Genomic DNA, 26,921 nt, shown 5'->3' with positions numbered 1-26,921 from the left:
CCGAGGGAACCCCGCGCCATGCCGGACCAGAAACCCACCCCGCAGCCGCCGCAGAAGCAGGACCGCCAGCCCGGCATCGAGGCGGAGATGACGCCGCAGCCGCGCGACCGGATGGAGGGTTGGAAGCCGGCCGGCAAGCTCACCGGCAAGCGCGCCGTGGTGACGGGCGGCGATTCCGGCATCGGCCGCGCGGTGGCCATCGGCTTCGCCAAGGAGGGCGCCGATGTAGTGATCCTCTACAAGGACGAGCAGCAGGATGCCGAGGAGACCAAGCGGCATGTGGAGGCCGCCGGGCGGAAATGCCTGGCCATCGCCGGCGATGTCGGCGATGCCGGCTTCTGCCGCCAGGCCGTGGAGAAGGCGGCACAATTCCTCGGCGGCCGCATCGACATCCTGGTGAACAACGCGGCCGAGCAGCATATCTGCAAGGACTTCGCCGAAATCCCCGAGGCCCAGGTGGAGCGGACGTTCCGCACCAATATCCTCGGCTATTTCTGGATGGCGAAATACGTGCTGAAGCACATGCCGGAGGGCGGCACCATCATCAACACCACCTCCGTCACCGCCTACAAGGGCAGCGGGGGCCTCATCGACTATGCCAGCACCAAGGGCGCCATCGTCGCCTTCACCCGCAGCCTCTCGCAGAACCTCTTCGAGCAACGGAAGATCCGGGTGAACGCGGTGGCGCCGGGGCCGATTTGGACGCCGCTGATCCCGGCCAGCTTCGACGAGCAGAGCACCGCCAGGCACGGCGAGTCCGCGCCGATGGAACGGCCGGGCCAGCCGGACGAGGTGGCGCCCAGCTATATCTTCCTCGCCGCCGCGAGCGACAGCAGCTACATGAACGGCCAGGTGCTGCACCCGAATGGCGGCACGGTGGTGAACGGGTAGCGGGCGATTACACCCAGCGCCTGACCCGCGCCCGATAGGCGTTGTAGGCGGCGCCGAACCGCGTGGCGAGGTAGGCCTCCTCCCGCGCGATCACCAGCCGGTCGAGCAATTGCTGGCTGGCCAGCGCCGCCAGCCAGCCCCAGAGATCGCCCCAGCGCAGCGCGAAGCCGATGACCAGCAGCACGAGGCCGAGATAGACCGGGTTGCGGCTGAAGCGGAAGGGGCCGCGCTCGACCAGCGCCTGGTCCGGCTTGTCCGGCCGCGGGTCGGTGCCGGCGCGGGTCATCGCCAGGATTGCCCAGAGGATCAGCCCGAAGGCGGCCAGGAACACCAGGTTGGCCAGCATCGGCAGCGGCCCGCCGACCGGCAGCGGCACCGCCTGCCGCAGCAGCCAGGCGAAGGCGATTAGCCCCGCCACCAGCAGCGGCGGCGGCAGCAGCACGCCGGGGCCGTGGTCGGGAGCGTCCTTGCCGGTGCCCGACATGCTCAGGCGGCGTTCCGCGCCGGCAGGACCATCCAGCCGGGGATGCGCGGCGTCAGCACCGCCCCGCCGCAATGCAGCGCCCGGCCATCCAGCGCCTCCAGCCGCAGCAGGGCGAGGCCCAGGCCGTCGCGGCCGGAACGCATCTCGCCCATCTCGGCCCCCTCGGCCAGCACCGGCGTGCCGCGCGGCGGCAGCGGGCCGGCCACGGCCACCGGCACCAGGCGGCGCTTGAGCAGGCCGCGATACTTCGTCCGGGCGGTGAGTTCCTGGCCCATGTAGCAGCCCTTGCTCCAAGAGATGCCCTGGAGCTCGTCGAAGCCGGCCTCCAGCAGCACCGTCTGCTCGGCGGCCATATCGCGGGAGCCGTCCGGCAGGCCGAGGCCGAGGCGGTGCCGGTCCCAGTCCTCCGGCGTGGCATCGGCGCCGGGCAGGGGGGGCGGCGGCGAGGACGCGCCAGCCGGCCGCCGGCAGGCGGGGGTCGGGGGCGGCGGGCATGCCCGTGGGCAGGGGCACGCCGCCCCAGCCGGCATGCACGGCGAATTCGGCCGAGAGGTCGCGCAGCGCGACGCGGGACCGCAGCCGGAAGCGCGAGAGGCGCTGCGCCAGCATCGGCGCCTGCGCCCGCTCGCAGTCCAGCAGCAGCCGGTCCTCCTCCGCCAGGATGAGGAAATCGGCCAGCCACTTGCCCTGCGGCGTCAGCAGCGCGGCCCAGACCGCCCGGCCCGGGGCGGCCTCGGCGACATCGTTGGAAACGAGGCCCTGGAGGAAGGCGATACGGTCCTCGCCCGCCACCTCCAGCACGCCCCGGTCGGGGAGAAACGCGATCGGCATCCCTGGCAGGTGGCATCGCCGGGGCAGTTCTGCAACGGGTCGGCCTGCGGCCAAGGGGTCGGGACGATCCGGCCCGGACGTGCTACAGGCGCCCGCCGTGCGCATCCTTTTCATCACCTCCACCCGGATCGGCGATGCCGTGCTCTCCACCGGGCTGCTGGACCGGCTGATCCGCCGCCACCCCCATGCCAAGGTGGTGGTGGCCTGCGGCCCGGTGGCCGAGGGCGTCTTCGCCCGCATGCCGAACCGCGCCTGGACCATCGTGCTGGAGAAGCGCCGCTTCCGGCTGCACTGGCTGGACCTCTGGCGGCAGGTGGCGGGCACGCGCTGGGACTTGGTGGTAGACCTCCGCGGCTCCGGCTTCGCCTGGGCGGTGCGGGCGCGCCAGCGCCTGGTGATGCGCGGCGGCCGCAGCCCCGGGCACCGGCTGGCGCAGCTTGGCGCGCTGCTGGGCCCAGGGTCGGATGGGGACCCGGCGCCGCTGCCGGTGGCTTGGTTCGGCCCGGCCGAGGTGGAGCGGGCGGCGGTGCTGCTGCCGGGCAGCAGGCCCTGGATCGGCCTCGGCCCCACCGCGAATTGGGCGCGCAAGACCTGGCCGGCGGAGCGTTTCGTGGCGCTGTTCCGCGCCCTGACCGCGCCGGGAGCGCCGCTGGAAGGGGCCCGCGCCGCCATCCTGGGCGGACCGGGTGCCGAGGAGGCCGCCATGGCGGCGCCGGTGCTGGCGGCGCTGGGGGAGGATGCGGTGGACCTGGTCGGCCGCCTCTCGCTGCCGGAGGCGGCGGCGGTGCTGGCCCGCTGCGCGCTGTTCGTCGGCAATGATTCCGGGCTGATGCATCTCTCGGCAGCGACCGGGACGCCGACGCTCGGCCTCTTCGGCCCCTCCCGCGTCGAGGAATACGCCCCGGCCGGGCGCCGCACCGCCACCGCCGTGGCGCCGGGCAGCCCGGGGCTGGATTCCATGCCGGGCCTGACGGTGGAGGCGGCGCTGGCGGCGGCCGAGGGCCTGCTGGCGCAGCCGGCGGTGCCGGCGTGACGGACCCGGCGAGCACATCCGGTGGCATGTCCCTTGGCACCCCCCGCCTCTCCGCCCTGGTGGTGGCCCGGAACGAGGCGGCACGGCTGCCCGCCTGCCTCGACAGCCTGGCCGCGGCGGATGAGCTGGTGGTAGTGCTCGACCGCAGCGGCGATGCCAGTGCGAAGATCGCCCGGCAGCACGGCGCCCGCCTGCTTGAGGGGGCCTGGGAGTTGGAGGGCGCGCGGCGCAATGCCGGCATCGCCGCCTGCACCGGCGACTGGATCCTGGAAGTGGATGCGGATGAACGGGTGCCCCCGGCGCTCTGGGCCGCGATCCGCCAGGTGATCGCCGCTTCGCCGCATGGCTTCCACCGGGTCCGCATCGACAATTACGTGGGCGAGCGGCTGATCCTGCATGGCTGGGGCGGCAGTTTCGGCACCACGCTGAAGCCCGTCCTGTTCCGCCGCGGCGCCAAGCACTGGCGGGCCCAGCGGGTGCATCCCGGCCTCGACTGGACCGGCACCGAAGGCGAGCGGATCACCCTGGCCGGCATCCGGCACGAGGTGGATCGCGACATCTCCGACATGCTGCGCCGGCTGGACCGCTATTCCTCGGCCAAGGCCACGGACCTGCTGGCGGCCGGCAGGATCGGCTCCCTGCCCGACAACCTCCGACGCTGCGTCTCGCGCTTCCTGAAATGCTACTTCGGCCGGCGCGGCTGGAAGGAGGGCGGCTGGGGGCTGCTCATCGCGCTCTGCGCCGGGCTGTTTCCGCTGCTGGCGCATCTGAAGGCCCGGCTGGAGCCGGAGCGGCACCGCCCTTCCGGCCCCGTCGCCTGATGCGCATCGTGATGGCGACGGAAGGCCCGCGGATCGCGGCGGAGGCGATCGGCAACCAGGCCCTCGGCGGCGCCGAAACGGCCTTCGCCCTGCTGGCCCAGGCCCTCGCGCGGCGCGGCCATGCGGTGGAGGTGCGGGCGGGCGAGGCGCCGGCGGAGACGCGGCACGGCATCGCCTGGGCACCGCTGGCGGAGCGGGGCGGCGCGGCGGCGGAACTGGTGCTGGCGAACCGCCTGCCGCGGCTGTTCCGCGCCCTGCCCCGCGGCCGGCGCGTGCTGTGGCTGCACAATCCCGGCTCCTACCTGCGCAAGCCCCGCCACCTGCTGCCGCTGCTGGCGGCCCAGCCGCGGCTGGTGACGCTCGGCCCCCGCCATTCGGCCAGCCTGCCGCGCTGGCTGCCGTTCCGCCCGGTGGAGATCCCGCTCGCCATGGCGCCGCCCTTCGATGCCGGCGTCCCGCCGCGCCCACCGCCGGCGCCGGTCGCGGTCTTCACCTCCAGCCCGCTGCGCGGCCTGGACTGGCTGCTGGATCTCTGGGAGGCGCGGATCCACCCGGCCCTGCCGGCGGCGGAGTTGCATCTCTATTCCGGCGCCGCCACCTATGGTGGGGATGCGCGCCTCGCCGCCAGAGCGGCGCCGGCGCTCGCCCGCGCCGCCGCCCTGCGCGCCGCCGGCGTGCGTCTCCATGAACCATTGCCGCGCCCCATCCTGGCGGCGCGCCTGGCCGAGGCCCGTCTCATGCTCTATCGCGGCGATCCCGGGGAGACCTTCTGCCTGGCCCTGGCCGAGGCCCAGGCGCTCGGCCTGCCCTGCGTGGTGACGCCGCTCGGCGCCGTGCCGGAGCGGGTGGTGGATGGCGAAACCGGGGTGGTGGCGCGGAGCGATGCCGATTTCGCCGCCGCCGCCATCCGCCTGCTCTCGGATGATGCCGCCTGGACCGCGATGCACCGGGCGGCCCTGGCGCGCGGCCCCGGACCGGGCTGGGACCAGGTGGCGGCACGTTTCGAGGCGCTCGTTGCATGAGGATGGCGCATGTCATGGCCGGCGCCCCCATGGGCGGGGCCGAGGGCTTCTTCGAACGCCTCACCCCCGCCTTGCAGGCGGCGGGCGAGGCGGTGCTGCCGGTGATCCGACGGGATGCCGGGCGCGCGGCGCGGCTGCGCGCGGCGGGGCTCGATCCGGTGGAACTGCCCTTCGGCAACCACTTCGACCTCACCACCCGTTCCCGCCTGGCCGCGACCCTGGCCGGCTTCCGGCCAGAGGTGGTGGTGGCCTGGCAGAACCGCGCCAGCCTCTATGCCGGCAAGATCCGGCGCGACGGCGCGGCCTGGACCCTGGTGGGGCGGCTCGGTGGCTACTACAGCCTGAAATACTATCGCCACTGCGACCATCTGGTGGGCAATACGCGGGACCTGCGCGACTGGCTCGTCCGCCAGGGCTGGCCCGCCGAAAGGGCGCATTTCGTGCCGAATTTCGCCACTGATTTCGCCGGCACGGCGCCCGCGGACCTGCCGGCGCCGCCGGGCATGCCGCGCCTGCTCGCCCTCGGCCGGCTGCATCCGAACAAGGGCTTCGACGTGCTGCTGCGGGCGCTGGCGCTGCTGCCGGGGGCGCATCTCTCGCTCGCCGGCGAGGGGCCGGAACGGGCGGCGCTGGAGCGGCTGGCACGGGAGCTCGGGGTGGCGGATCGCGTGGCCTTCCTCGGCTGGCGGCAGGATGCCGGGGCGCTGCTGGCCGGCTGCGACATCTTTGTCTGCCCCTCCCGGCATGAGCCGCTGGGCAATGTGGTGCTGGAAGCCTGGTCGGCGGCGCGGCCGGTGGTGGCCGCCGCGGCGCAGGGGCCGGTGGAGATGATCCGCGAGGGCGAGACCGGGCTGCTGGTGCCGAAGGAGGCGCCGGCGCCGCTGGCCGCCGCCATCGCCGGGCTGCTCGCCGATCCCGGCCGCGCCGCCGCCCTGGCCGATGCCGGCCGGGCGGAATTCCTGCGCGCCCATGCTGAGGCGCCGGTGCTGGCGCGCTGGCGGGGATTCCTGCACGCGGTGGCCCCCGCCGCCGCGCGCGAGGTGGCCTGATGTGCGGCCTCGCGGGGCTTGCGCTGCGCCAGGGGCTCTCGCCCGCCGGCGCCACGCTGGATGCGCTGAGCCGGGCGCTGGCGCATCGCGGGCCGGACGGGGCGGGGCACCATGTCTCCGGCAGCGTCGCGCTGGCGCATAACCGCCTTGCCATCATCGACCTCGTCACCGGCGACCAGCCGTTGTTCGCTGGCGCCGCGGCGCTGGTGGCGAATGGCGAGGTCTACAACTACCGGGAGTTGCGCGAGCAGAACCAGCTTCACTGCGCGACCGCCAGCGATTGCGAGCCGCCGCTGCATCTCTGGCGCCGCGACGGCATCGGCTTCGCCGACACGCTGCGCGGCATGTATGCCATCGCGCTGCATGACCGCGCCACGCGCCAGGTGGTGCTGGCCCGCGACCCCTTCGGCATCAAGCCGCTCTACCTGGCCGAGGTGGCGGGCGGCATCGCCTTCGCCTCGGAACCCCAGGCGCTGATCGCCGCCGGGCTGGTGCAGCCACGCATCCGGCGCGAGGCCCTGGCCGAGCTGCTGCAGATCCAGTTCACCACCGGCGCGGAGACCATCTTCGGGGGCATCTGCCGGATCCTGCCCGGCGAGACGGTGGTGATCTCCGACGGCGCCGTGACCGAGCGCCACCGCCGCGCCGCGCTGCCCGAGGGCGGGCCGGAGCCGATCGAGGCCGAAGCCGCGCTGGCCCGGCTGGATCAGGCGCTGGAGGAAAGCGTGGCACTGCACCAGCGGAGCGACGTGCCCTACGGCATGTTCCTCTCGGGCGGCATCGACAGCGCCACGGTGCTGGCCATGATGGCGCGGCTCAACGAGCGCCCGGTGCTGGCCTTCACCGCCGGTTTCGACGTGCCCGGCGCGGCGGATGAGCGCGCCGCCGCCGCCCATGCCGCGGCGGCCGCCGGGGCGCGGCATGTGACGGTCGCGGTGGATGAGGCCATGGTCTGGCGGCACCTGCCGGAGATCGTCGGCGCCATGGACGACCCGGCGGCGGATTACGCCATCATCCCCACCTGGTTCCTCGCCCGCCGTGCCCGCGAGGAGGTGAAGGTGGTGCTCTCGGGCGAGGGCGGCGACGAGATCTTCGGCGGCTATGGCCGCTACCGCGCCGCCATGCGGCCCTGGTGGCTGGGCGGCAAGGCGCCCCGTTCCCGCGGCGCCTTCGACCGGCTGGATGTGCTGCGGGAGCCGCCGACCGGCTGGCGCGACGGCACCGCCGCCGCCGAGACCGCCGCCGCCTCGGCCGGCCGCACCCGGTTGCAGGCGGCGCAGGCATTGGATCTGGCGGACTGGCTGCCGAACGACCTGCTCATCAAGCTCGACCGCTGCCTGATGGCGCATGGGGTGGAGGGGCGGACGCCGCTGCTCGATCCCGGCCTGGCCGCCGCCGCCTTCCGCCTGCCGGATGCGCTGAAGGTGCAGGGCCACAGCGGCAAGTGGCTGCTGCGGCAATGGCTGGCGCGCCACTTCCCCGCCAGCGAGCCCTTCAAGCCGAAGCAGGGCTTCACCGTGCCGATCGGTGCCTGGATCCAGGGCGTCGGGGAAAGGCTGGGGCCGCTGGTGGCGGCGCAGCCGGGGGTGGCGGAGATCGCCCGGCCCGACCGGGTGGCGGCGCTGTTCCGCCATGCCGGCGGCGAGAAGCACCGCGGCTTCGCAGCCTGGCATCTGCTGTTCTACGCGCTGTGGCACCGCCGCCATATCGAGGGCAGGCCGGCGGAGGGGGATGTCTTCGAGGTGCTGGCGGGGCGCTGAACCAGACCCGTCGGCTTGCCGGCGCGGCCGGGCCGCAGGAAAAGGGGTGCTTCGGAGGGAGTGTTTGCGATGGCCGGCTTCGACCTCATCCTGCGCGGCGGCGCCTGCGTGCTGCCCTGGGGCACCGAGACCACGGATCTGGGCGTGCGGGAGGGCCGCATCGCCGCCATGGGCGACCTCCGCACCGCGGCGGCGGAGCAGGAGATCGACTGCCGCGGCCTGCATGTGCTGCCCGGGCTGATCGACGCGCATGTGCATCTCCGCGACCCCGGCGACCCGGCGGTGGAGACGCTGGAGACCGGCACCCGCGCCGCCGTGCTCGGCGGCCTCGCGGCGGTCTTCGACATGCCGAACACCACCCCCGCCATCACCGATCGCGCGCGGCTGGACTGGAAGCGGGACTACCTGGCGGGCCGCGCCTTCTGCGATGTCGGGCTCTATGTCGGCGCCTCGAAGAAGAACATCGCCGAGCTGGCGGCGCTGGAATTGCAGCCCAATGTCTGCGCCGTGAAGGTCTTCGCCGGCTCCTCCACCGGCGACCTGCTGGTGGAGGACGATGCCAGCCTGGAAGCCGTGATGCGCAGCGGCCGCCGCCGCATCTGCTACCATTCCGAGGACGAGTACCGGCTGCAGGCGCGCAAGCCGCTGTTCCGCAGCGGCATGCCCCACCGCAACCACATGGAATGGCGCGACGTGGAATGCGCGGCGCTCGGCACGCGGCGGCTGATGGCCATCGCGCGCGCGACCTCCCGCCCGGCGCATATCCTGCACGTCTCCACCGCCGAGGAACTGGACTACCTGCGCGATTTCCGCGACGTCGCCACGGTCGAGGTGCTGGTGAACCACCTCACCCAGACCGACGAGGCCTATGACCGCCTCGGCGGCTATGCGGTGATGAACCCGCCGATCCGCGACGCTCGCCACAGGGAAGCGGCCTGGGCCGCGGTGCGCGACGGCACGGTGGATGTGGTGGGCAGCGACCATGCGCCGCATTCCCGCGCCGCCAAGGAACGCCCCTGGCCGGAGACGGCGGCTGGGCTGACCGGGGTGCAGACCATCGTGCCGGTCATGCTGGACCATGTGGCCGCCGGGCGGCTCTCGCTGGGGCGGCTGGTGGACCTGATGTGCGCCGGCCCGGCGCGGGTCTATGGCGTCTCCGGCAAGGGCCGGCTGGCGGCGGGCTACGACGCTGACTTCACCGTGGTGGACCTGAAGCGGCAGCGCAGCATCGAGGAAAGCTGGATCGCCTCGCCCTGCGGCTGGACCCCCTTCGCCGGCCATCGCTGCACCGGCTGGCCGGTGATGACCATCATCCGCGGCCAGGTGGCGATGCGCGAGGACGAGGTCCTCGGCCCGCCGCGCGGTGCGCCGGTCCGCTTCGCGGAGGCGCGCGGGGCGTAGCGGGCGGCGCTCCCGCCGCGGCGCACCCGCCCGGGCGCCGGCGAGGGACGCCCCTCGCCGGCCGCTGGAAACTTTAACGTGAACGCAAACGATCGCCGCCGCGCCTGGCGGCCGTTGACCGGCGCCCCGGAAGCGGGCCGCATTGGCGCGGGAATGCCAGGACATCCGGCCGGGGGGCCGGCGGCTCGTGGCGGCCGGGACCAGGCACGGGACAAGACGGGGGACGTTCGGATGGTGAAGCTGTCGTGCTGGCCGAAGCCGGCCCTGGTCGTGCTGTGGCCGGTCCTGCTGGCGCCGCTGGCGGGCTGCGGCCTGACGGTGGAGCGCAGCGACCGGATCGCCGCGACCCAGCGGGCCCTGGCGGATGCGGAGGCGCGCGGCGGCGCGCTGCGGCAGCAGGTGGGCGAACTCGAAGCCACGCTGGCCGCGGAGCGCCGCGCCGCCGGCGACCTCGCCGCGCTGGAGGCCCGGCTGGCCACGGCGCGCGGCACCCTGGCCACCGCCCAGCGGAACCGCGGCGCCGCCGACCTCCAGGCGAAGGGCCTGCGCGAGCGGATCGCCGCCGAGGAGCAGCGGCTCGCCGAATTGCAGGCCGATGCGGACCTGACGCAGCAGACCTCGGTCCAGCGCCGCGACAGCATTTCCGAATCGGAGCGGCGGATCGCCGGGCTGCTTGACCAGTCCAGCGCCGCCGACCAGCGCCTGGCCGGGCTGACCGGGCAGGTCGCCCAGGCGGAACGCCGGCTGGCGGAGCTGCGCGACCAGGCGGCGGGCCAGGACGGGCGGTTGGCTGCGCTCGGCGAACGCGCGGCGGCCGAGGAGCGGCGCCTCGCCGGCCTCCGCGAACAGGCCGCGGCCGCGGAGCGGCGGCTGGCCGGGCTGCGCGAGGAGGTGGGCACGGAGGACCGGCGCCTGGCCGGCCAGCGCGACACCGCGGCGACGGAGGAGCGGCGCCTGCAATCGCTGCGCACCACCATCGAGCAGGCGCAGCGGTCGCTGGCCGAGCGGCAGCAGGCCGGGAGCGAGGCCGAGCGGCGCCTCGCCGGCCTCCGCACCGAGACGGCGACGGCGGAACGCGACCTCGCCGCCCGCCGCGCCGCGCTGGCCGAGGCCGAGACCCGGCTCGCCCGCACCAACCAGAGTGCCGAGGCGGCTGCGACCCGGCTGCGCGGACTGGAGACGCGCTCCACCGACCTCACCGGCCAGGTCGCCGAGACCGAGCGCCGGCTGGCCGGGCTGCGCCAGGCCCTGGCGGCGGCCGAGACGGCGCAGGCCGAGCACCGCACGCAGATCGGCCAAGCGCAGGCGGAACTGGGCCGCCTCGGCACCGCCCGCGAGGCGGCGGCCGCCACGCTGCGCGACCTGGAAGCCCGCAGCGCCGAGCTCCGCACCGCCGTCGGCGCCGCCGAGCGGCGGCTGGCCGAATTGCGCGACGGCACGGCGGCGGAGGAGCGCCGCCTGCAAGCCGCGCGTGCCGAGGCGCAGGCGGCCGGCACCGAGCTTGCCGCCCGCCGTGCCGCGCTCAGCGAAACCGAAACCCGGCTGGCCAGCGCCAACCAGGCGGCGGCGGAGGCGCGGCAGGTCGCGGAGGCCACCGCGGCGGCCCGGCAGGAACAGGCCCGGCTGCAGGACCAGGCGCAGACCCTGCGGGGCGAGGTGGCGACCATGGAGCGGCGCCGCCAGGAACTCGGCGAGATGATCGCGGAGGCGCAGTCCCGGTTGCAGCAGCAGCGCCAGGAACTGGCGGAACTCGGGGCCCGGCTTGCCCGCGAGCGGCAGGGGATCGGCAGCGGCCGGGCGATCCCGGCCTCGGAACGCTCCGATGCGCCGGCCCCGGCGGAGATGCAGAAGGAGGAGTTTGCCTCGCCGCCACGGCAATAGGCCCGGCGTCTCACCAGAGGCCCGGCCAGCGCCGCCGCCGATGCGCCTCCTGCTCCGCGGTGAGCACCGCCCTGCCATCCGCCACCCCCTGCTGCATCGGCAGGGCGAGCGGCGGCTGCCGCCAGCAATCGACGCGGCCGAGGCTGCGGGTGCAGTAGGGTGGCGGCGGGGGCGGTGGCTCCTCCGGCCGGCAATAGCCCTGGCCGCGGTCCAGCCGCACCACCGAGCAGTCCCGGCCGCTGACCACGGAGACCACCGCATCCACCGGCGTGCGGCCGATCACCGCGACCGAGCCCAGGCCGACCGCGGTGGCGGCGCCGAGCCCGGCGGGATCGCAGCCGGCGAGGGAGAGCAGCAGGAGGGGCAGGAGGCGGTGCATCGCCGCATCCAACCACCCCGGGCTTAACGCCCCGCCAAGGGGCTGCTATGCACCGCGCCGGTTCCGGGGGAAATCCGTGTCCGATATTTTCGACGAGGTGGAGGAAGACTATCGCGCCGAGCGCATGAAGCGGCTGCTCGCCCGCTATGGCGGCCTGCTGACCGGCGCCGCGCTGCTGGTGCTGCTGGGCATCGCCGGGCTGGAGGGCTGGCGCTGGTGGCAGGACCGCGCGGCGGCACAGGCGGCGGTGAGCTACCTCGCCGCCGGCCGCAGCGCCGCCGAGCCGGGAGCCGATGCCAAGGCGGTGGCCGAACGCTTCGCCGGCATCGCGGCGGAGGCGCCGAGCGGCTACCGCATGCTCTCCCGGCTGCGCGCCGCGGCACTGCTGGCCGAGGCCGGGGACAAGCCCGGCGCCCTGGCGCTCTGGGACGCGGTGGCGACGGATGACGCGGTCGATCCGCTCTATCGCGACTTGGCCACCGTGCTGTGGGGGCTGCACTCGCTCGATGCCGGGGATCCGGCGGCGGTCGAGGCGCGGCTGGCGCCGCTGGCGGCAGACAATGGCCCGTGGCGCGCCTCGGCGGCCGAGATCCTGGCCCTGGCCGCGCTCAAGCGGGGCGAGACGGAAGCCGCCCGCCGCGGCCTGGCGGCGCTGGCCGCCGATGACACCGCGCCGCAGGGCGTGCGCGACCGGGCCGGGCGGCTGCTCTCCGGCCTCGGCGGCTGACAGCGGGGGGAACAGGATGCCGGGAAAGAACATGCGGGACGCAGCGCGCCCCAGGCCGGGCCGTGAGACGACCCGCCGGGCCGTCCTGCTGGGCGCCGCCGGGCTGCTGGCCGGCTGCGAGACCATCACCGAATCCTTCGACAGCATCTTCGGCGAAAGGAAGCGGCCCCTGCAGGGCGAGCGCCTGCCGGTGCTGGCGGCGGACCGGCCGCTCGGCGTGAGCGAGGCGGAGGGCGGCGCGCCGGTCAGCCTGCCGCCGCCCGAGCCCATGGCCGAATGGCCCCAGGCCGGCGGCGTGCCCGGCCATGCGCCGGGCCATCCCGCGCTCGGCGCGCCGCTCAGCGAGGCCTGGCGGAGCTCGGTCGGCAGCGGCTCGGCCTATCGCCGGCGGCTGACCGGCCCCCCCATCATGGCCGGCGAGACGGTCTATGCCATGGATGCCTATGGCGAGGTGACGGCGCTCGATGCCGCCACCGGCCGGCGGCGCTGGAGCCTCGATACCCGGCCGGAGAAGGAGCGCGATGGCGCGCTCGGCGGCGGCGTCGCCTTCGAGGGCGGGACGCTCTATGCCGTCACCGGCCTGGCGGAGGTCCTGGCGGTGGAGCCCGGCGATGGCACCGTGCGCTGGCGGGCGCCGCTGTCCGCCCCGGCGCGCGGCGCCCCCACGGTGGCCGGCGGCCGCATCCTGGTGCCGACTACCGAGAACCAGCTCCTCGCCCTTTCGGTCGAGGATGGCCGGCGGCTCTGGACCTATCGGGGGCAGCCCACCGTGACCATGACGCTCGGCCTGCCGGCACCGGCGGTGGAGGGCGAGACCGTGGTGGCCGGCTTCGCCTCCGGCGAGCTCGCGGCGATCCGCGCCAATGACGGGCGGGTGATCTGGAGCGAGACGCTGGCCTCGGCCCGCGGCGGCGGCCTGGCCGATATCGCCGCCATCGCCGCCCTGCCGGTGATCGACCAAGGCCGGGTCTTCGCCACCGGGCTCGGCGGCCTCACCATCGCGATCGACCTCCGCTCCGGCCGGCGGCTCTGGGAGCGGGAGGTGGCGGGGGCGGAAACCCCCTGGGCGGCCGGGAATGCGCTGTTCCTGCTGGCCACCAATGGCGACCTGATCTGCTTCGGCCGCGATGACGGCCGGGTGCGCTGGCTCCGCCCGCTCGGCCGCTTCGAGAACGAGGAGCGCCGCCGCGACCCGATCAATTGGGGCCCGCCGGTGCTGGCGGGCGGCCGGCTGCTGGTGGCCGGCAGCCATTCCCGGATGGTCGAGGTGAACCCGCTGGATGGCGAGATCCTGGCCACCACCCGGCTCTCCGACGGCGCCACCCTGCAACCGGCCATCGCCGGCGGGACGCTGTACCTGCTGACCGACGACGCGAGGGTGGTGGCGCTGCGCGGCCAGGGCTAGCGCCCGCCTTTCCCGCCCCGGCGCATTTTCCGGGGCAGGGCGCGAGCACTTTGGCCGGAAATGCTGTAGAGGGGGGGGCCGCCCGGGGTTCCGGGCGCCCCCCCTTACCTCCGGTATCGCCTGCACCATGCTGCCCGTCATCGCCATCATCGGCCGCCCCAATGTGGGCAAGTCCGCGCTGTTCAACCGGCTGGTCGGCCGCAAGATCGCCATCGTGGACGACACCCCCGGCGTCACCCGCGACCGCAAGGAGGCGGAGGGCCGGGTCGCCGGCCGCCCGGTGCGGCTGATCGACACCGCCGGGCTGGAGGAGGCGGCACCCGAGACCATCATGGGCCGCATGCGCGCCAGCAGCGAGGCGGCGGTGCGCCAGGCCAGCCTGGTGCTCTTCGTCATGGATGCCCGGGCCGGCGTCACCCCCACCGACCGCGCCTTCGCCGATTGGCTGCGCCGCCAGCCCGTGCCGGTGATCCTGGTGGCGAACAAGACCGAGGGGCGGCACGGCGGCTATGCCGCGATGGAGGCCTATGAACTCGGCCTCGGCGACCCGGTCGCGGTCTCGGCCGAGCATGGTGACGGCATGGGCGAGCTGCACGACGCGGTGCGCGAATACCTGCCCGACGAGGACGCGCCGCGGGAATGGACGGGCGAAGGCCATGACCCCAACCGGCCGCTGCGCCTCGCCATCATCGGCCGCCCCAATGCCGGGAAATCCACCCTGCTGAACGCGCTGCTCGGCGAGGAGCGGATGATCACCGGGCCGGAACCCGGCCTCACCCGCGATGCCGTGGCGGTGGAATGGACCGATGCCACGGGCGGGAAGGTGCGGCTGGTGGATACCGCGGGGCTGCGCAAGAAGGCGCGCATCCAGCACCACCTGGAGCAGATGTCCGCCGCCGCCTCCCTCGCCGCCCTCCGCGAATGCGAGGTGGCGGTGCTGGTGGTGGACGCCCTGCTCGGCATGGAGGAGCAGGAGCTGCGCCTGGCCCGCCTGGCCGAGCGCGAGGGCCGCGCCGTCGTCATCGCGCTGAACAAATGGGATGCGGTGGAGGACCGCGCCGCCACCCGCAAGCGGCTGGACGACACGCTGATGACCAGCCTGACGCAGTTGCGCGGCATCCCGGTGGTGCCGCTCTCGGCGCAGACCGGGCGGGGCGTGGAGCGGCTGATGCCGGCGGTGCGCGCCACCTATGCGCTGTGGAACCGCCGCATCGGCACCGGCGAGCTGAACCGCTGGTTCGAATCCGTGCTGGAGCGCCACCCGCCGCCGCTGGTGGAGGGCCGCCGCATCAAGCTGCGCTACGCCACCATGGCCAAGGCGCGGCCGCCGACGCTGGTGGTCTTCGGCACCCGCGCCGAGCAATTGCCGGAGGACTACCGGCGCTACCTGGTGAACAGCTTCCGCGAGACCTTCGCAATGCCGGGCGTGCCGATCCGCTTGCAGGCGCGGGGGACGAAGAATCCGTTCGAGGATCAGGACTGACGAGGGCGCAGGCCAGAGGGGCGCTGCCCCTCTGGACACCCCGCCAGAGGCCACAGGGCCTCTGCACACCCTAGGTTCGGCCCTCATGGTGGGGCCAGCCGCTTCGACCAGACCCTGCGGCCGCCGGCATAGGCGAGCAGGCGGCCGAGCCGGGTGAGGGTGCCGGGCGATGGCGGGTCGGAAAACAGCCGATCCAGCAGCCTGGCCTGGAAGCGGTGCAGCGCTTCGGACAAATCCCGGTTCGGCATGTAGCAGGGCAGCATCGGCAGCGCGCTGAACAGGCCGAGGCGGCGGGCCAGCATCAGCCCGCCCATGCGCAAGAGCCGCATGGCCCGCCGCGCGGCCCGGCAGAGCCAGTATTCGATGCCGCGCAGCGCCGACGGGCACTGCGGCAGGGTGAGCGCCACCAGCAGGCGGGACCAGAGCCCGGCATGGGCGAGGCGGCGGAAGTGGCGGCTGACGGTATCGGGCTTGCCGAACTGCTCCGGCAGGGCATGCCAGGGCTGGCCGGAGACGGCGGCGTGGAAGATGCCGTCCATGCGGCTCCGCCATTCATCCCCGAGCGGCCGGCCGGCGCTGCCCTCCCGCCGGAGGAAGGGCGCCAGCACGGCCCATTCCGCATCCGAGAGCGGTGCCCAGGCGCGGCGGGGGGTGAAGTGGGCCATGCCGGACTGCCTCCAGGGTGAGAGTTGCATTAGGAACATAATAGGAACTTTGCGCTGGCGCAAGGACAAAGCAGGACCGGGATTGCGCCCTGCGCCCCTCTCCGCTGCAATGCCGATCAGGAGGAACCGCCCGATGTCCGAGAGCCTGATCCGCCTCACCGCCACCGAGGCGGTGGCCCGCCTGCGCCAGGGCGATGTCTCGCCGCTCGAACTGGTCGAGGCCGCGGCCGCGCGCATCGCCGCGGTGGAGCCGGCGGTGAATGCGCTGCCGACCCTCTGCCTCGACCGCGCCCGCGCCCATGCGCGGCGGCTGATGGCCGGCGAGGGGCGGGAGGCGGAGGGCGAGCCCGGCTGGCTCGGCGGGTTGCCGGTGACGATCAAGGACCTGACCGATGTGGCCGGGGTCCGCACCACCTATGGCTCGCCGATCTTCCGCGACCATGTGCCGGAACGCTCGCACCCGCTGGTGCTGCGGATCGAGCGGCTGGGCGGCATCGTCATCGGCAAGTCCAATACGCCGGAATCGGCGCCGGCGGCTCCACCTTCAACGAGGTCTTCGGCCGCACCCGCAATCCCTGGAACACCGCGCTCACCTGCGGCGGCAGCACCGGCGGCGGCGCGGTGAGCGTCGCCACCGGCGAGGCCTGGCTGGCGCATGGCAGCGACCATGCCGGCAGCCTGCGCCGGCCCGGCACCTATTGCAGCGTGGTGGGGCTGCGGCCCTCGCCGGGGCGCGTCACGCGCGGCACGCCGAACAACCTGTTTGCGCCGCTTTCGGTGCTGGGGCCGATGGCGCGGAACGTGGCGGATGTGGCGCTGTTCCTCGACACCATGGCGGGCTGGGACCCGGCCGACCCGCTCACCTATGATGCGCCGGCCGAGAGCTACGCCGCGGCGGTGGCGGGGGCGGAGGCGCATCGCCCGCGCCGCATCGCCTTCACCGCCGATTTCAACGGCGCCCTGCCGGTGGACCGCGAGACGCGCGCCATCTGCGCCGCAGCGGTGCGGCGCTTCGAGGAAGCGGGCTGCGTGGTGGAGGAGGCCGCCCCCGATCTCGGCGACTTGCAGGAGGCTTTCCTGGTGCTGCGCAGCCAGCATTTCGTGGTGGACCGCGAATTGCAGCTCGCCAGCCACCGCGACCTCATCAAGCCCGACATCATCTGGAACACCGAGCGCGGCTTGCGCGAGACGCCGAGCCGCCTGGCCTGGGCGGAACGCGAGCGCGCCGCATTCTACCGCCGCATGGCCGCGCTCTTCGCCCGATACGATGTCTTCGTGACGCCGGGCGCGGCGACGCCGGCCTTCGACGTGATGCTGCGCCACCCGGAGAGCGTGGCCGGGGTGAAGCTCGAGAATTACATGGCGGCCTCGATGCTGAACGCCGCCATCACGGTGGCCGGCTGCCCGGCGGTGGCGGTGCCCTGCGGCTTCGACCAGCACGGCAGGCCGATCGGCCTCCAGATCGCCGCGCCGCCACGGCGGGAGGAACGCGCGCTGCGCGCGGCGGCGCTCTTCGAGCGGCTGAGCGGGCTCGACAAGCGGCTGCCGGTCGAGCCGCGGGCGGGGGCGGTGCCGCCGGTGGAGGGGGCGGGTTAGCGAAGCCGGTCCTACAGGGTCGCGGCGGGGCTGATCTCGGAAGCCAAAGAAGGCCCGGCGCGTGGGAGCGCGCGCCGGGCCAGGTTGGGGACGTGGGTCCCTTGGGACCAAGGCCAGAAAACACCCTCTTGTCAGCGCCACGCTGTGCGAAGCCGCACATCCCGCGCTCGCCATCCCGTGCGCCCCTTGCAAGGCGTGCGCGGGGCGGAGCGAGGCCATGGCGAAACATCCGAATGAGCCACCAGGCGGAAGCAGGGCGGACCCTCCAAGGGCCGAGCCGGAGGGCGACGCCTTCACGCCATGGCTTCGCTGGCTGGAGCGCAGCCTGCATCAGCATTTCGATGCCGTTGCCGCCGAACCCATCCCGGAGGACCTGTTGCGGCTGATCGAGGAGGATCGCCCGGAGCGGGAGCGGTTCAGGCTGCGCCGGGCCAGCGACCGAGCTGAATAGGCGATGGTTTCGCGATGCGCCGAAGCCCTGGCCGATGGCGCCAGCGGAAGCCGGCGCGTTCAGTCCGGCGGTGCAGGCCGCGGCGGCGGCGTCCGCCTGGTATTCGCCGGCCGCTGCGGCTCTGGCCGCGGCTGCGCGCGCGCCGGTTGCGGCTTCCGCCGCGGTTCGGCTCCGAAGGCGCGCGGGATGTCGTGCTCGAAGGCGCGCGGGATGTCGTGCTCGAAGGTGCGCGGGATATCGTGCTGGAAGGTCCGGCGAAGGTCATCGAAGAAATCGGCGCGCGCCGGCAGGGCGAGAACGAGAGCCGCGCCCAATCCCAGCATGGTTGCGCGAAGACCCATCCTGCTTCCCTCCGCATGCGGTCCCGTTTCAGGGCACCGCCTCACCCCGCCTTCACATGCTCCCGCAACCGCGGCATCAGCTCCACCAGGTTGCAGGGCTTGTGCCGTGCATCCAGTTGGAAGACCAGGATATCGTCCCAGGCATCCTTGCAGGCGCCGGTGCTGCCGGGCAGGGCGAAGAGGTAGGTGCCCGAGGCCACGCCGCCCAGCGCCCGGCTCTGCATCGTGCTGGTGCCGATCTTGCGGTAGCTGAGCATGCGGAACAGCTCGCCGAAGCCCTCGATCTCCTTCTCCAGCACGCGCTGGAAGGCTTCGGGCGTCACGTCGCGGCCGGTGATGCCGGTGCCGCCCGTGGTGATGGCGCAATCCACCGCGGGGTCGGCAATCCAGCGGCGCAGCACTGCCTCGATGGCATCGGCCTCGTCGCGGACGATCTCGCGCGCCACGCAGCGGTGCCCGGCCGCCTCGATCCGTTCCTGCAAGGTCTGGCCGGAGCGGTCATTCGCCATGTCGCGCGTGTCGGAGACGGTCAGCACCGCGATGTTGACGGGCAGGAATTCCAGGGATTCGTCGATCGGCATGGGGGGTCTCCGGCTTGGTTGCCCCTACTGTAGCCTCGCCGTGCGCCGGCGCAGCATCGCCGTGACCTCCTCGGTCCCGCTGAATTTCGGGAAGCTGCCGGCGGCCATCTGGTCCAGGCTCGGCGCCGGCAGGCCGAGGCGGGAGGCATAGATCCAGGAATAGGCCAGGACCTGCTGCACGAAACCCCGTGTCTCGTCGAAGGGGATGCTCTCGATGAACAAGGAAGGGATCGTCGCGGTGGCCGCTGGCGGGCAGCCACTTCGCCAGGTTGCCCGGCCCGGCGTTATAGGCGGCCAGTAGCCGGATCAGGTTGCCCTCCACCACCTCCAGCCGCGCCAGGTGATGCACGTAGCGCTGGCCGAGTTCCAGCGAGAAGCCGGGGTCGTGCAGCCGGTGCGCCGCCTCGCCGCTGAGCGAGGGGTCGTTCGCCACGAAGCTCGCGGTCGCCGGCATGATCTGCATCAGGCCGCGCGCCCCGGCCGGGGAGACGGCGGCGGCATTGAAGCGGCTTTCCTGCAAGGCCAGCGCATAGAGCAGCGCCGGGTCCACCCGGAAGCCGCCCTGCGGCAGCAGCCGGGGCAGCGGGTAGCGGGCGAAGTCGCGCGGCCGCCCATCCACGGTCTGCGAGGCGCCGGCCAATTGCGCCGCCAACCCGGTGAGATTGGCCTGGGAGGCCACCACCAGCATGGCCCGGAGCAGGCCGGGGTTGTTCCGCGCTTGGCCGAACAACTGGCGCAGCTCCGCCTCCGCCCGCGCCGCCTGGCCGACCTGAAGCAGCGCCAGCGCCCGCCAGCCGCCGGCGGTCTCGGCCACGGCGGCGGCCTCGGCCTCGCCCGCCACCTCCTGCTGCCAGGCGAAGCTGGTGGCGAGGCCGAGCGCGCGGCGCGCGACCAGCCCGTAGAAGGTCCGCGGCTCCTGCGCCGCCTGCATCATCCAGGTGACATAGAGCTGCGGCTGGCGGGCGCGGACCGCGGCGCGGGCGGTCCAGAAGGCGGCGGCGGCGCGGAGCACGGGGGCGGCGCCTTCGGCCCGGGCGGCGGCCTCGAAGAAGGGCAGGGCGGTGGGGTAGTGCCCCTGGCCCCAGGCGGCGAGGCCGGCGGCGAAGGCGGCCTGGCCCGCCCCGGCACGGTTCGGACCGGCCCGCAGCGCCTCGGCGGCGATGCGCAGCGCCGGCCCGTCCTGGCCGGCGCGGAACAGGCCGAGGGCGAGGTCGGATTTCAGCAGCGCGGCATAGGCCGGGGTCATGCCGCGGCTGCGGGTGATCAGCGCGAGCCCCGCCTCGGCATTGCCCTCCCGCGCCCGGTCGCGGAGGCTGCGGTCGAGCGCGGGGTTGCGGATGATGGCGGCGCTGGCCGCATCGCGCTCCTCCGGCGCCAGCGAGGTTTCGGGGGAGAGGGAATCGGGCGCCGGCGGCGGCGCCGGCAGGGGCGCGCCGCGCGGCAACAGGCGGGTGAGCAGGTCATGTAGCCGTAGCGCGTCCGGATGGTCGGCATGATTGCCGAGCCAAGCCTGCACCTCCGCGGCGCTGGGCGCGGCCGCGGGGTCGAGCCAGCGCGCCGCCAGCACATGGCCGAGCAGGCGCCGGTCGGCCAGCCGCTCGGTCTCGCGCGCCGCCGCCTCCGGCTCGCCGCGGGATTGCAGGTCGAAGATGCGGCGCAGCCGGGCGGCGTCGGAGGGGGCCAGGACCTGCGGCAGGCCGGCGGCCTCCCCTTGCGGGGCGGGGCGGGAGAGGCTCATGGCGGTCTGGTCGTGGGCCCGTTGCGCCATGGCGGGGATGGCAACCCCCGCGCACAGCACGGCACCCCACAGGACCCCGGCACGCAGGGGGCGAAGGGTGCGCCGGGCCCGGGGGCCGGTCGCTCGCATGCGGGTTTCCGTTACCGTTCCCGCTTGCCGTTGCGCAAGCCCCGGATTGCCGGGAGCGTCATGAAAAACCCCGCCGGGGGGCCTGAATCCCGGAAGGCCATCGATCCGGGATTGGTAAACAATCCGTGCGTTATTGCCCTTGTTTTGCCTCAATTGCGCGCTTGAGCAGCAGCAGGTCGGTCCAGGCATCGCGCTTCGCTGCGGGGTTACGCAGCAGATAGGCGGGGTGCAGGGTGGCGAGGGCGGGCAATGCCTCGTCTTCCCGAATCATTACTTCGAGCCAACGGCCGCGCAGCCGGGTTATGCCTTCGCGCGAGCGTAGCAGCGCCTTGGCCGAGACCCCACCCACCAGCACCAGCCGCCGCGGCGCCGCCAGCGCGATGTGGCGCAGCACGAAGGGCAGGAAGAGCGCGATCTCGGCCTCGGTCGGCGTGCGGTTGCCGGGCGGGCGGAAGGGCAGGATATTGGTGATATAGGCGTCGCGCGCCCGATCCAGGCCGATCGAGCCCAGCATCCGGTCCAGCAGCCGGCCGGAGGCGCCGACGAAGGGCAGGCCCTGGCGGTCCTCATCGGCGCCGGGCGCCTCGCCGATCAGCATCAGGCCGGATTGCGGCGCGCCATCGGCGAAGACCAGGTTGGTGGCGGTCTCGCGCAGCGGGCTGCCGTCGAATGCGGCCATGGCGGCGCGGAGCGCCTCCAGGCTGCCGGCAGCGGCGGCGAGTTCGGCGGCGCGGGCGGCGCCGGGCGGGGCGGGGCGGGCGGCGGCGGGGGTGGGGCGGACCAGGGCCGGCCGGGCGGGGCGGGGCTCCGGCGGGGCGCCAGGGGCGGGGCCGGTTGCGGCGGGCGCGGCGGTGCGGTCGAGGGGCTGGTCCGCCAGGCTCTCCTCGGCGCCCCAGTCGAGCTGCAGCCGCAGCGCCGCCAGCAGCAGCGCCGTATCGGTTTCAGCCTGCATCCATCGCGCCCTGGCCCATGCTGGTGATATCGCCCCTGGCCGGGGTTCCGCGCAACCCGCCCCTCCGCTACATCCCCTGCAAACCAAGAGAGGTCGCAGGCATGTCCGAGGCTGAGCAGCGCGAGGCGATGGAATTCGATGTCCTGATCGTGGGCGGCGGGCCGGCGGGCCTGGCAGCGGCGATCCGGCTGAAGCAGCAGGCGCCGGAGGCCAGCGTCTGCCTGGTGGAGAAGGGCGGCGAGATCGGCGCGCATATCCTCTCCGGCGCGGTGCTGGAGCCGCGCGCGCTGGACGAGCTGATCCCGGACTGGCGGGACGACCCGCCGGCCCTGGCCACCCCGGCCGCCGACGACCGCTTCATGCTGCTGACCGCGACGCGCGCCTTCAAGCTGCCGACGCCGCCGCAGATGAACAACCACGGCAACTGGATCGTCAGCCTCGGCAATGTCTGCCGCTGGCTCGGCGCCAAGGCCGAGGCGCTGGGGGTGGAGATCTATCCGGGCTTCGCCGCCTCCGAGAGCATCATCGAGGACGGCCAGGTCAAGGGCGTGGTGGCCGGCGTCATGGGCATCCTGAAGGATGGCGAGAAGGGGCCGAACTACCAGCCGGGCATGGAGCTGCGCGCCACCTATACCCTGTTTGCCGAGGGCTGCCGCGGCTCCCTGACCAAGAAGCTCTTCGAGCGCTACAACCTGCGGGACGGGGTCGCGCCGCAGACCTTCGCGCTCGGCATGAAGGAGCTGTGGGAGATCCCGCGCGAGAACCACAAGCCCGGCCTGGTCTGGCACAGCACCGGCTGGCCGCTGACGCAGGACACCTATGGCGGCTCCTTCCTCTACATGCTGGGCGAGAACCTGGTTTCGATCGGCTTCGTGGTGGGGCTCGATTATTCCAACCCCTGGCTCTCGCCCTTCGACGAATTCCAGCGCTTCAAGATGCATCCGGCGGTGCGGAAGATGCTGGAGGGCGGCAAGCGCATCGCCTACGGGGCGCGCGCGCTGAACGAGGGCGGCATCCAGGCGGTGCCGAAGCTGGTCTTCCCCGGCGGCATGCTGATCGGCGACACGGCGGGCTTCCTCAACGTGCCGAAGATCAAGGGCACGCATACCGCCATGAAATCCGGCATGGTGGCGGCCGAGGCGGTGGCCGCGGCCCTGGCCGGCGAGGAGCGCCCGGCGGTGCTGGAGAGCTACCCGGAGGCGCTGAAGGCAAGCTGGGTCTGGTCCGAGTTGCAGGGCGTGCGGAACATCCGCCCGGGCTTCGCCAAATACGGCTTCTGGGGCGGCATGGTGAATGCCGCGCTCGACACCTATGTCCTGCGCGGCAAGGCGCCCTGGACCTGGACGCACCACCAGGACCACGAGACGCTGAAGCCGGCGGCGCAGTCGAGGAAGATCGAATACCCGAAGCCGGATGGCGTGCTGACCTTCGACCGGCTCTCCTCGGTCTTCCTCTCGAACACCAACCATGAGGAGGACCAGCCGGCGCATCTGGTGCTGCGCGACCCGGCCCGTTGGACACCGGTGAACTGGGACCAGTTCCGCAGCCCGGAAAGCCGCTACTGCCCGGCCGCCGTCTATGAGGCGGTGGGGCCGGAGGCGGAGCGGGAGCTGCGCGGCACGCCGGATGCGGAGGCCACCGGCGAGGGCGCCGCGGTGGAGGCCGGCGATGCCCGTGCGCGGCTGGTGATCAACGCGCAGAACTGCGTCCACTGCAAGACCTGCGATATCAAGGACCCCTCGCAGAACATCGACTGGAAGACGCCGGAGGGCGGCGGCGGGCCGAACTACATCGGCGGGATGTAGGCGCCGGGGCCGTCTCCCGACCGCTTCGCGCGGGGTTGGGCGGCGGCGGGGCTCGATGGGGCCGCACCCGCCGGCGGGAACGGCGGGTGGGCGCCGCGCATCCCCGTGGTCCCGGACCAGATCAGCGCCCCTTCGGCGCGGAACCACCGGCGGTGATGCTGCCGGTGCGCCTGCGCGCGAGTCCTCCGTTGCGACACGGCGCTTCGGACCCGGCGGCCCATGCCGCTTGGCGGCCCTCGGGGATTCCCTAGGCATTTATTCTTGAGGCGCGAGGCAGGCCCGCCGCGGCGCCGGCCTCCTGTCGCGGCATCCTGGCCAGCGTAGGCGAGCAGCGAGGTGTTCGCCACGACCTACCATGCCTTCGGGTCAGCAATTATTGCGTTAAAGAAGATGGCGATGGATTTTACATGAGGCAATTCATTCTTTTAAACTTAAATTTAAAACCAACTCTCGATGTATAGACAGATTTAGTCGCTAAGCTGGGAAAGACATTAATATTAAGACTATCTCACAATTTAGACGACATACTGTAAACAACTTGCGACGAAAGAAACCATCACGATTACGTCGGCCAATTTGGCATCCGATAACATTTTTGTTTAGTTGGAAACTTCTCCAGATCTGCCGCGCACGGGCGGCTTTTGGCGGGTTTGGGGCTTGGCACGCTGCTTGCGACAGGGTGCTGCGTAGCGATCCTGCTACGTGACCCACCTTGGGGGAGTGCCTCTCAATGACCTCGACCCTGCGCAACATCGCGCTCGCCGGGACCGTGCTGGCGGGCCTCGGCTTCGCCGCGCCGTCCCAGGCGGCCCTCATCATCACGCCCGGCAACAATCCGCAGCCGAATCAGGCCAACGTCATCGACAATCCCTGCACGGGCGCCATCGCGGGTCCTGCCCTGACGATCCAGGGCTGCCTGAACACCGATTCCACCAAGCTGGTGAACTTCACCGCCCTGGAGAACATCCAGTACGCTGCCGGCGGCCAGGCCCGGATCGTGGCGCAGGATGGCGACTTCAGTAACCTGACGATCAGCTATGCCGACGGCTCCGCCTTCACCTCCCTGATCCTGAACATCGACGCGAATGCCGCCGGCTCCGTGACCTTCACCGGCATTCCCGGCGGCACCTCGGCGCCCTTCGCCCTGTCCGCCTCCGGCAACAACTTCTTCACCATCACCGGGGAGAGCTTCACCTCGATCAGCTTCATCACCACGGTTGGCATCATCGGCCTCGATCTCGTCAGCGACGTCGCCCAGGTCCGCATCGGCACCGCCGTGCCGGAGCCGGCCTCGATGGCCTTGTTCGGCATGGGCCTGCTCGGGCTCGGGATCGCCAGCCGCCGCCGTCGCCAGGACGGCGAGGCCTGACCCGCATGTCGGGGGACCCATAGGGGTCCCCCGATCGCTCCGGAGGGACAGCGCCCGGTCCCGCCGCGGCCCGCCGAGCGTGGGCCCGCGCCGGGCCGGCGAGTGGAGATCGGGCCCATGGCCAACCATCCCCGCGGCAATCCGCGAGACGTGCATCTCTCCTTCAATCTCACGGTCGCGGAGGCCGTGACGGTCGAGGAGTTCCGCATCCGGGAGCGGCTCCCCTCCCTGGCGGAGGCGCTCCGGCGCCTGGTCAGGACCGGCGTCGGGGCCTGGGAGGACGCCAGGGCCGCCGGGCCCTACATGCCGGCAACAGCCATGGGGGAAGACCGATGAGATCCATGGCTTCGGGGGACCGGGGCGGGGCGGAAGAGCCGCTCGGCTATGTCCGCGCCCTGGTGAACCTCATTCACCTCTCGCGGGAGGTGATCCATGAGTATGAGGACGAGAATATTCCGCCAGGCATGGCAGGCAGGATGAGGCGGGGAGGGCGCATTCCTCCCTGGCCGTCGCCGCAGCCGAGCAGGAAGGAATCGGCCGGCCGGCCGGCCATCCGCGGTTGGCGACGCTTCCGGCCGTCCTCTGCAGTGCCCTCCTAGATCGGATTTGCGCTGGGGAGACGAAGGCCGGCCTTGCATTCGTCTCCACGCGCATTCCGGGCCGCCCCTCGGGTGGCTTCCAACCGATCCAGGCAAGGCGAACCCCACATGCATCCCATGGTCCGTCGAAGCAGGCGATTGCACGACATCATCCTCGTCGCGGTCCACCGCGCCTGTGACGACGGGCATCTGGAACTGGCCGCCGGTCTCCTTTGCCTCAGCGAGGGAGTGATTCCTGACGAGCCTGATCCCAGGCGCCGCCGGCATGAGATGGGCACCCTGATCGCCGCCCATGAGCGGCTGTGGCATCTCCGCCATGCCGAAGCCGAACTGCCGCCGGGCAGCGCTTTCCTTGGGAGCCCTGCCGCATCATCCTGACTCCGCCCGGCTTTCCCCGCCAGATCGGATCGCCGGCTGGTCTGCATGCGCCCGCGTTCAGGCGCCGGCGCGAAGCCGATCACCAGGGATCAGCTTGCGCGGCTTTGCGGCTGCGGCATGCTGCGCGCCCGACAGGCTCCGAGGCACTCCCCGCCTGCGCCTGCCATTGCTTGCACGGAGGTGCGCATTCCATGCTGACGATCTACGGCGTCTATCGCTCCCGCGCCTCGCGCAACATCTGGCTGGCGAAGGAGATCGGCCTGCCCTTCCGGCATGTCCCGGTCATCCAGGCCTACCGGCTTCCCGACCCCGCCGCGCCCGATGCGCCGCTGCATACCCGCTCCGCCGGGTTCCTCGCGGTCAATCCCAGCGGCCACATCCCGTCGATCGAGGACGACGGCCTGGTGCTGCACGAGTCGCTGGCGATCAACCTGTATCTGGCGAAGAAATACGGCGGCAGGCTCGGCCCCGCCGATATCGCGGAGGACGGGCTGATGACCATGTGGTCGCTCTGGGCCGCGACCGAGGCCGAGCCGCAGGCGATCGAGGTGCTCTATCATCGCGTCGCGAAGCCGCCGGGAGAACGCGATCCGGCCAGGGCCCAGGCCGCCATCGAGGCGCTGCGCGCGCCCTTCGCCGTGCTGGACGCGGCGCTCGCCCGCACGGGCTTCGCCGTCGGCGGGCGCTTCACCGTGGCGGACATCAACCTGGCGGAAGTGTTCCGCTTCGCCCTGCCGGCGCCGGAACTCTTCGACGCGGCGCCGCGCGTGAAGGCCTGGATGGAGACCTGCCATGCCCGGCCCGCCTTCCGCGAGATGATGGCGGAGCGCGACCGCGAGGCCTGACACGGGGCGAGGCCGGGGCCACCCGGCGCCGCATCCCTTGGCAGCCCGGGGCGGGCTTGCCTGGCCCGCATCCAGGGCCTTGCCGTAGCGGTCCAGCGCGGCAGCGACCTCCGGCAGCGTCCCGCCCAGGGGCAGGCTGTCGCTGGCCAAGGCGAGATGCGGGGCGCTGCGCTCGAACAGGGCGACGCAAGGCTCGGAAGGGTCGAACCGGGATGGGTAGAGGAGGCCCGCCGGGTGGTCGTGCAGCGCGGCCGGACAGGAACCACGTGGCCATGGTTGCCGCTTCCGCAGCCCCTTGTGGCATC

Annotated in this window: 23 protein-coding genes and 2 pseudogenes; 17 read left to right on the top strand and 8 right to left on the bottom strand. The window is 73.1% G+C overall.

Features of this window, described 5'->3' with window-relative positions:
* Positions 1-18: 18 nt before the first annotated feature.
* Positions 19-891, top strand: coding sequence for an SDR family oxidoreductase (locus KSF81_RS24200; RefSeq protein WP_217381144.1), 873 nt, complete (start codon positions 19-21; stop codon positions 889-891).
* Between the two features lie 7 nt (positions 892-898).
* On the opposite strand, the gene KSF81_RS24195 is transcribed toward KSF81_RS24200, so the two are convergent.
* Both KSF81_RS24195 and KSF81_RS24190 read right to left on the bottom strand, forming a co-directional pair.
* Positions 899-1,375: an isoprenylcysteine carboxylmethyltransferase family protein gene (locus KSF81_RS24195; RefSeq protein ID WP_217381143.1), complete on the bottom strand. Its 477-nt coding sequence runs from the start codon at positions 1,373-1,375 to the stop codon at positions 899-901.
* Between the two features lie 2 nt (positions 1,376-1,377).
* A pseudogene (locus KSF81_RS24190) lies at positions 1,378-2,206 on the bottom strand (YgfZ/GcvT domain-containing protein).
* 97 nt (positions 2,207-2,303) lie between these two features.
* Here KSF81_RS24190 and KSF81_RS24185 point away from each other — a divergent pair.
* The 7 genes from KSF81_RS24185 to KSF81_RS24155 all read left to right on the top strand — a co-directional run bounded on the left by KSF81_RS24185 (position 2,304) and on the right by KSF81_RS24155 (position 11,173).
* Entirely contained in the window at positions 2,304-3,239 is a 936-nt protein-coding gene (locus KSF81_RS24185; protein ID WP_217381142.1) for a glycosyltransferase family 9 protein, read from the top strand.
* A gap of 26 nt (positions 3,240-3,265) precedes the next feature.
* The gene (locus tag KSF81_RS24180) at positions 3,266-4,060 is read left to right on the top strand and encodes a glycosyltransferase family 2 protein (RefSeq protein ID WP_217381141.1); all 795 of its coding nucleotides are present in this window, start codon (positions 3,266-3,268) and stop codon (positions 4,058-4,060) included.
* A gap of 11 nt (positions 4,061-4,071) precedes the next feature.
* Positions 4,072-5,082, top strand: a complete 1,011-nt coding sequence (locus KSF81_RS24175; RefSeq protein WP_217381140.1) for a glycosyltransferase — start codon at positions 4,072-4,074, stop codon at positions 5,080-5,082.
* 14 nt (positions 5,083-5,096) lie between these two features.
* A complete protein-coding gene (locus KSF81_RS24170) occupies positions 5,097-6,131 on the top strand; it encodes a glycosyltransferase (protein ID WP_254453719.1) in 1,035 nt (344 codons plus the stop codon).
* Positions 6,131-7,891 (top strand): asparagine synthase (glutamine-hydrolyzing), encoded by a 1,761-nt coding sequence (gene asnB, locus KSF81_RS24165; RefSeq protein ID WP_217381138.1) that lies wholly within the window; start codon positions 6,131-6,133, stop codon positions 7,889-7,891. Before KSF81_RS24170 ends, asnB begins: the two co-directional genes overlap by 1 nt.
* A 69-nt stretch (positions 7,892-7,960) precedes the next feature.
* Positions 7,961-9,292 carry a dihydroorotase gene (locus KSF81_RS24160; RefSeq protein WP_217381137.1) on the top strand — a complete coding sequence of 444 codons (1,332 nt, stop codon included), beginning with the start codon at positions 7,961-7,963 and terminating at the stop codon, positions 9,290-9,292.
* Between the two features lie 231 nt (positions 9,293-9,523).
* Positions 9,524-11,173, top strand: coding sequence for a hypothetical protein (locus KSF81_RS24155; protein WP_217381136.1), 1,650 nt, complete (start codon positions 9,524-9,526; stop codon positions 11,171-11,173).
* 10 nt (positions 11,174-11,183) lie between these two features.
* Here the strand turns inward: KSF81_RS24155 and KSF81_RS24150 are convergent, their stop codons facing one another.
* Positions 11,184-11,552, bottom strand: coding sequence for a hypothetical protein (locus tag KSF81_RS24150; protein WP_217381135.1), 369 nt, complete (start codon positions 11,550-11,552; stop codon positions 11,184-11,186).
* Positions 11,553-11,628: 76 nt separating this feature from the next.
* On the opposite strand from KSF81_RS24150, the gene KSF81_RS24145 reads away from it, so the two are divergent.
* From KSF81_RS24145 to der, 3 genes are all read left to right on the top strand, one after another.
* Entirely contained in the window at positions 11,629-12,279 is a 651-nt protein-coding gene (locus tag KSF81_RS24145; RefSeq protein ID WP_217381134.1) for a tetratricopeptide repeat protein, read from the top strand.
* Positions 12,280-12,310: 31 nt separating this feature from the next.
* A complete protein-coding gene (locus KSF81_RS24140; RefSeq protein WP_217381133.1) occupies positions 12,311-13,684 on the top strand; it encodes a PQQ-binding-like beta-propeller repeat protein in 1,374 nt (457 codons plus the stop codon).
* A 127-nt stretch (positions 13,685-13,811) separates the two neighbouring features.
* Positions 13,812-15,167, top strand: coding sequence for a ribosome biogenesis GTPase Der (der, locus tag KSF81_RS24135; RefSeq protein ID WP_217381132.1), 1,356 nt, complete (start codon positions 13,812-13,814; stop codon positions 15,165-15,167).
* Between the two features lie 83 nt (positions 15,168-15,250).
* On the opposite strand, the gene KSF81_RS24130 is transcribed toward der, so the two are convergent.
* Positions 15,251-15,832 carry a transposase gene (locus KSF81_RS24130; RefSeq protein WP_217381131.1) on the bottom strand — a complete coding sequence of 194 codons (582 nt, stop codon included), beginning with the start codon at positions 15,830-15,832 and terminating at the stop codon, positions 15,251-15,253.
* On the opposite strand from KSF81_RS24130, the pseudogene KSF81_RS24125 reads away from it, so the two are divergent.
* Both KSF81_RS24125 and KSF81_RS24120 read left to right on the top strand, forming a co-directional pair.
* Positions 15,831-17,428 (top strand): annotated as a pseudogene (locus KSF81_RS24125) (amidase). The gene KSF81_RS24130 and the pseudogene KSF81_RS24125 overlap by 2 nt on opposite strands.
* A 217-nt stretch (positions 17,429-17,645) precedes the next feature.
* Positions 17,646-17,879 carry a hypothetical protein gene (locus KSF81_RS24120; protein ID WP_217381130.1) on the top strand — a complete coding sequence of 78 codons (234 nt, stop codon included), beginning with the start codon at positions 17,646-17,648 and terminating at the stop codon, positions 17,877-17,879.
* A gap of 59 nt (positions 17,880-17,938) precedes the next feature.
* Here the strand turns inward: KSF81_RS24120 and KSF81_RS24115 are convergent, their stop codons facing one another.
* From KSF81_RS24115 to KSF81_RS24100, 4 genes are all read right to left on the bottom strand, one after another.
* The gene (locus tag KSF81_RS24115) at positions 17,939-18,220 is read right to left on the bottom strand and encodes a hypothetical protein (RefSeq protein ID WP_217381129.1); all 282 of its coding nucleotides are present in this window, start codon (positions 18,218-18,220) and stop codon (positions 17,939-17,941) included.
* Positions 18,221-18,261: 41 nt separating this feature from the next.
* A complete protein-coding gene (gene moaB, locus KSF81_RS24110; protein ID WP_217381128.1) occupies positions 18,262-18,801 on the bottom strand; it encodes a molybdenum cofactor biosynthesis protein B in 540 nt (179 codons plus the stop codon).
* The gene (locus KSF81_RS24105; RefSeq protein ID WP_254453718.1) at positions 18,719-20,569 is read right to left on the bottom strand and encodes a lytic transglycosylase domain-containing protein; all 1,851 of its coding nucleotides are present in this window, start codon (positions 20,567-20,569) and stop codon (positions 18,719-18,721) included. The genes moaB and KSF81_RS24105 overlap by 83 nt, the downstream gene beginning before the upstream one ends.
* A 229-nt stretch (positions 20,570-20,798) precedes the next feature.
* Entirely contained in the window at positions 20,799-21,620 is an 822-nt protein-coding gene (locus tag KSF81_RS24100) for a uracil-DNA glycosylase family protein (protein ID WP_217381127.1), read from the bottom strand.
* Between the two features lie 101 nt (positions 21,621-21,721).
* Between KSF81_RS24100 and KSF81_RS24095 the strand changes: the two genes are divergently transcribed.
* The 4 genes from KSF81_RS24095 (at position 21,722) to KSF81_RS24080 (ending at position 26,616) form a co-directional block, all read left to right on the top strand.
* Positions 21,722-23,425 (top strand): electron transfer flavoprotein-ubiquinone oxidoreductase, encoded by a 1,704-nt coding sequence (locus KSF81_RS24095; RefSeq protein WP_217381126.1) that lies wholly within the window; start codon positions 21,722-21,724, stop codon positions 23,423-23,425.
* Between the two features lie 730 nt (positions 23,426-24,155).
* Entirely contained in the window at positions 24,156-24,794 is a 639-nt protein-coding gene (locus KSF81_RS24090) for a PEP-CTERM sorting domain-containing protein (RefSeq protein ID WP_217381125.1), read from the top strand.
* Between the two features lie 117 nt (positions 24,795-24,911).
* Positions 24,912-25,130: a hypothetical protein gene (locus KSF81_RS24085; protein WP_217381124.1), complete on the top strand. Its 219-nt coding sequence runs from the start codon at positions 24,912-24,914 to the stop codon at positions 25,128-25,130.
* Positions 25,131-25,962: 832 nt separating this feature from the next.
* Positions 25,963-26,616: a glutathione S-transferase family protein gene (locus tag KSF81_RS24080; RefSeq protein ID WP_217381123.1), complete on the top strand. Its 654-nt coding sequence runs from the start codon at positions 25,963-25,965 to the stop codon at positions 26,614-26,616.
* The last annotated feature ends 305 nt before the right edge of the window (positions 26,617-26,921 follow it).

Source organism: Siccirubricoccus sp. G192 (assembly GCF_019084075.1).
Lineage (GTDB): Bacteria > Pseudomonadota > Alphaproteobacteria > Acetobacterales > Acetobacteraceae > G192.
The sequence above is the reverse complement of the archived record's forward strand: the minus strand, read 5'-3'. Positions and strand labels throughout refer to the sequence as shown.